8 protein-coding genes are annotated in these 4,330 nt (G+C 69.2%); all 8 read left to right on the forward strand.

All coding sequences use genetic code 11. The features are described from left to right. Positions 1-212 precede the first annotated feature (212 nt). Positions 213-476: a type II toxin-antitoxin system Phd/YefM family antitoxin gene (locus tag QM641_RS12625; RefSeq protein ID WP_415117018.1), complete on the forward strand. Its 264-nt coding sequence runs from the start codon at positions 213-215 to the stop codon at positions 474-476. Next, entirely contained in the window at positions 476-865 is a 390-nt protein-coding gene (locus QM641_RS12630; protein ID WP_415117020.1) for a type II toxin-antitoxin system VapC family toxin, read from the forward strand. Before QM641_RS12625 ends, QM641_RS12630 begins: the two co-directional genes overlap by 1 nt. Positions 866-907: 42 nt before the next feature. Then, entirely contained in the window at positions 908-1,144 is a 237-nt protein-coding gene (locus QM641_RS12635; RefSeq protein WP_415117022.1) for a type II toxin-antitoxin system Phd/YefM family antitoxin, read from the forward strand. Continuing rightward, positions 1,141-1,530, forward strand: a complete 390-nt coding sequence (locus tag QM641_RS12640; RefSeq protein WP_415117024.1) for a type II toxin-antitoxin system VapC family toxin — start codon at positions 1,141-1,143, stop codon at positions 1,528-1,530. The genes QM641_RS12635 and QM641_RS12640 overlap by 4 nt, the downstream gene beginning before the upstream one ends. 43 nt (positions 1,531-1,573) lie before the next feature. After that, positions 1,574-2,623 carry a TIGR00730 family Rossman fold protein gene (locus QM641_RS12645; protein WP_415117026.1) on the forward strand — a complete coding sequence of 350 codons (1,050 nt, stop codon included), beginning with the start codon at positions 1,574-1,576 and terminating at the stop codon, positions 2,621-2,623. Positions 2,624-2,743: 120 nt separating this feature from the next. Continuing rightward, positions 2,744-3,727 (forward strand): transcription termination factor NusA, encoded by a 984-nt coding sequence (gene nusA / locus QM641_RS12650; RefSeq protein ID WP_415117028.1) that lies wholly within the window; start codon positions 2,744-2,746, stop codon positions 3,725-3,727. A gap of 41 nt (positions 3,728-3,768) precedes the next feature. Then, positions 3,769-4,020 (forward strand): YlxR family protein, encoded by a 252-nt coding sequence (locus tag QM641_RS12655; RefSeq protein ID WP_415117029.1) that lies wholly within the window; start codon positions 3,769-3,771, stop codon positions 4,018-4,020. Positions 4,021-4,112: 92 nt separating this feature from the next. Continuing rightward, positions 4,113-4,330: translation initiation factor IF-2 N-terminal domain-containing protein (locus QM641_RS12660; protein WP_415117031.1), on the forward strand; the 218-nt coding region annotated here is incomplete at its 3' end.

The following is a 4,330-nucleotide window of genomic DNA, read 5'->3' on the forward strand; positions in this document are numbered from 1 at the left end:
CACGATTCAATCCGTACTGGTACCGCGCGACATCCTCGAAGCACAACCCGAGCACCCTCTCGTCGCCGAGAGGTTCGGTAGCCGTATCGAGTGCCATCTCATCAGTATAGAACATAAGAACGATAAATGGAAGCGACGATGCGCACGGATTTCGTCATCCCGCCCGAGATGGAGCCCATCGGCAGACCTCCCAAAGTGCTACCATGTAGAACATGGACAGCGTAGGGATCCGCGCGTTGAAGCAGAACGCCTCCGAGGTCGTCGCGCGTGCGGCCGCGGGCGAATCGATCACCGTCACCGATCGTGGCCGCCCGGTCGCACGCCTGACGCCGCTGGAGCAGACGACGGTCGCTCGGCTCACCGCGGCCGGTCTCGCCCGCCCCGTCCTGCGGCCCCTTGCCGGGCTGACCGGGCCGACGGTCGGCGCCGACGCTTCGGCCGTACTGCGGCAGATGCGCGATGAGGAGCGCTACTGATGCACTACGCGGATACGTCTGCGCTGGTCAAGCTCGCGGTGGTGGAGGCGGAGTCGGATGCCCTGTTCACATGGGTCTCCGGCGGCATCGAGCTCGCCACGAGCGACCTCGCCCGGACCGAGCTCGTCCGCGCCGTTCGCCGCGTGGCGCCGTCGGCGATCGGCCAGGCGCGCGATGTGCTTGCGCGCGTGATCCTCCTACGCGCCTCGCCGGCGATCTTCGAGGAGGCGGCGCGGCTGGATCCCGCCGAGCTGCGCACCCTCGACGCTGTGCACCTGGCATCCGCACTCTCGCTCGGGGACGATCTCGAAGGACTCTTGACGTATGACGATCGACTCGCCGACGCTGCGCGCGTGCTGGGGGTGCCCGTCGTCGCTCCAGGTGCATGACATCTGCGACCAGGTCTCCATGAACTTAGCTAGACTAGGTCCATGGTCCAGGTGAACATGCACGAGGCGAAGTCCCAGCTCTCTGCGCTGGTCGCGCGCGTACTGGCCGGCGAGCAGGTCACGATCGCCCGCGCGGGCACGCCTGTGGTCGACATCGTGATGCACAGCGACCTGACGGTCGTCTTCGGCCTCGGACGCGATGAGGCCGAACACGATCCCGCGATCTTCGATGGCGCGGACGCCGAGATGGACGAGCTGTTCTACGGAGCTCGGGCGTGATCCTTCTCGACACCAATGCGCTGCTGTGGGTCTACCGCGACAGCGCCCGCCTCGGGCCGCAGAGCCGCGCGCTCATCACCGCATCCGACCGGACGTACTTCTCATCGGTGTCGGTCATGGAGATCGTGATCAAGGCCATGCTCGGCAGGCTCGAACCACCCGGCGATGGCGACGCGACCGCCGCCTTCACGCGTTCCGGCCTGGTCGAGCTGCCCTTTACTGCCCCACACGCCGCCGCGATGGCGGAGCGTCCCGCGCTCGCCCGGCACGATCCGTTCGACCGGATGCTGCTGGCTCAGGCATCCGAAGAGCGTATGGTCCTGCTCACGAGCGACGCCGTCCTGCTCGGGCTGGGCGAGCCAGGCATCCGCGACGCGGCGCTTTGAGGATCGCAGGCGGCACGGCAGCCGGGCATGACATGCTGACTGCATGGCCGAGAGCTCGAAAGGTCCGGTGCCCGGTGCCGTCACCGACGACCTGCGTACGCTGATCGCGGCCGCCGGCATCACGCAGAACCAGGACCTCGTCGCTCGCATCCTCGCCACCGGAGTCGGCCTCGGCCTCGACGGTACCGACCGGCTGGATCTGAAGATCACCTCGGCCGCGCTCAGCGAGATGCGCGCCGCGTTCCGGCTGTTCGCACCGTACGCGGGTGTGCCGAAGGTCACGATCTTCGGCTCGGCACGCACGCGTCCCGACGACGAGCTGTACCGGGCTGCGGCCGACGTCGCGCGAGAGCTCGCCGATCGCGGCTGGCTCGTGGTCACCGGCGCGGGCCCCGGGATCATGCAGGCGGCCGCCGAGGGCGCCGGCCCGGAACGGTCGCTGGGGGGGTCGATCCGGCTCCCGTTCGAGGAGAAGCCGAACGCGGTGATCGCGGAGGCCGAGCGCGTGGTCGCGATGAAGTACTTCTTCACGCGCAAGCTCATGCTCGTGAAGGAATCGCGCGGCTTCGTGTGCGTGCCCGGCGGGTTCGGCACCCTCGACGAGATGTTCGAGCTGCTCACCCTGCAGCAGACCGGCAAGGCCGAGCCGACCCCGATCGTGCTGCTCGACGCCCCCGGCGGCACGTTCTGGACCGGCCTGCACCGCTTCGTCGACGAACAGCTGATCCCCGCCGGGGTGATCTCGCCCGGCGACTTCGACCGCGTGCTCGTGACCGACTCCGTCGCCGAGGCCGCGCGGGCGATCACCGGGTTCTGGCGCAACTACGACTCGCTGCGCTGGGTCGGCGACCGGCTCGTGCTGCGCCTGCGGGCGGCGCCCACCGACGGCGAGGTGGCGGCGCTCGACGACGAGTTCGGGGCGCTCCTGTCCTCCGGGCGCATCGAGCGGTCCGAGCCGCTGCGCGCAGAGGTCGCCGACGCCGACCGGCTCGACCTGCCGCGTCTGGTCCTGCGGCTGAACCACTACCGGGTGGGGGAGCTGCACCGCCTCATCCGCGCGCTCGGCGCGCTCGGTTCCGCACCTCCCCCGTGAGCGCCGATCCTCCGCGTGCGCATGGCATCCTCCCAGTGCTCGCCCTCCGGCATCCGGTAACGTGAAAGCGATGCCGGGCGCCTCAGCGGCGCCGGCAGAAAGCTGAACAGGGAGGCCACCGTGGACATCGATCTCGGACTGCTGAGGACGGTCGAACGTGAGAGGGAGATCCCCTTCGAGGAGCTCGTCGGCATCATCGAGCAGGCGATCCTGACCGCGTACGAGAAGAACCATGCGCAGGCGGCCCCCGCCGGCACTCGGGCGCAGTTGGACCGCAAGACCGGCCACGTCGCGATCTTCGTCCCGCTGCTCGATGACGAGGGCGCCGTCATCGGCGAGGAGGAGACCACACCCGACGACTTCGGTCGCATCGCGGCCTTCGCTGCCAAGCAGGTCATCAGCCAGCGCCTGCGCGACCTCGCCGACGACGCGATCCTGGGCGAGTTCCGCGGCAAGGAGGGCGACATCGTCGCCGGCGTCATCCAGCAGGGTCCGAACCCCCGCATGGTGCACGTCGACCTCGGCACCGTCGAGGCGATCCTGCCGCCCGAGGAGCAGGTCGCCGGGGAGGAGTACCCGCACGGCTCCCGCCTCCGCGTCTACGTGACCTCCGTCGCGAAGGGAACGAAGGGTCCCTCGATCACCGTCTCGCGCACCCATCCCGGACTCGTGCGCAAGCTCTTCGCCCTGGAGGTGCCCGAGATCGCCTCCGGCCTGGTCGAGATCGTCTCGCTCGCCCGCGAAGCCGGCCATCGCACCAAGATCGCCGTGCGCTCGGAGGACCCCACGATCAATGCGAAGGGCGCGTGCATCGGCGAGCTGGGTCGTCGTGTGCGTGCGGTGACCGAGGAGCTCAGCGGCGAGAAGATCGACATCGTCGACTACGACCCCGAGCTGGCGCGCTTCGTCGCCAACGCGCTGTCGCCCGCGAAGGTGACCTCCAGCTTCATCCTCGATGCCGCGACCAAGGCCGTGCGCGCGCTCGTGCCCGACTACCAGCTGTCGCTCGCGATCGGCAAGGAGGGGCAGAACGCGCGACTGGCCGCGAAGCTCACCGGGGCCAAGATCGACATCCAGCCCGACAGCATCCTCGAGGACCGCTGAGCGGCCGCGGCCGCGGCATCCGTCCCGCACCGGGGTGTAACATGGAGCCCGTTCGAACGTGCGTGGGGTGCCGCGCGCGTGCCCCCCGGTCCACCCTCTTGCGAGTCGTGGTTCGCGATGACCTTCTCGTCCCCGACGAGCACGCGTCGCTTCCCGGGCGGGGCGCGTGGGTGCACGACACGATCGAGTGCGTGGATGCCGCCATCCGGCGCCGTGCCTTCGGACGAGCATTGCGTGTGTCCGGTCCACTGGACACGCAGACCCTTCAAAACCACCACCAGCGAAACGGCTGAACGGCTATGGACACAAAGTGAACGGCTCGAAATGAGACCCGTCCGCAGGTAATGGTCTGCCCTGTCCAGGGTGGACCCTAGACAGGAGAATTGTGGCAAACCCACGCGTACACGAGATCGCGTCCGAGCTCGGCGTCGACAGCAAGGTCGCCCTCGCGAAGCTCAAGGAGCTCGGCGAATACGTCAAGAGCCCCTCGTCGACGATCGCCCCCCCGGTGGCGCGGAAGCTCCGTGCCGCGCTCACGGCAGACGGCGTCGCCGCGCCCGCGGCCCCGGCCGCCCGGCCCGGCCCGGCCCCGCCCTCGGCACA

The organism is Microbacterium sp. (assembly GCF_047605725.1).
GTDB lineage: Bacteria > Actinomycetota > Actinomycetes > Actinomycetales > Microbacteriaceae > Microbacterium.

What these genes read in the sequence shown, in the direction of transcription:
- QM641_RS12625 (WP_415117018.1), top strand. Translation starts at nt 213, where the DNA reads ATGGACAGCGTAGGGATCCGCGCGTTGAAGCAGAACGCCTCCGAGGTC.
- QM641_RS12630 (WP_415117020.1), top strand. Translation starts at nt 476, where the DNA reads ATGCACTACGCGGATACGTCTGCGCTGGTCAAGCTCGCGGTGGTGGAG.
- QM641_RS12635 (WP_415117022.1), top strand. Translation starts at nt 908, where the DNA reads ATGGTCCAGGTGAACATGCACGAGGCGAAGTCCCAGCTCTCTGCGCTG.
- QM641_RS12645 (WP_415117026.1), top strand. Translation starts at nt 1,574, where the DNA reads ATGGCCGAGAGCTCGAAAGGTCCGGTGCCCGGTGCCGTCACCGACGAC.
- QM641_RS12655 (WP_415117029.1), top strand. Translation starts at nt 3,769, where the DNA reads ATGGAGCCCGTTCGAACGTGCGTGGGGTGCCGCGCGCGTGCCCCCCGG.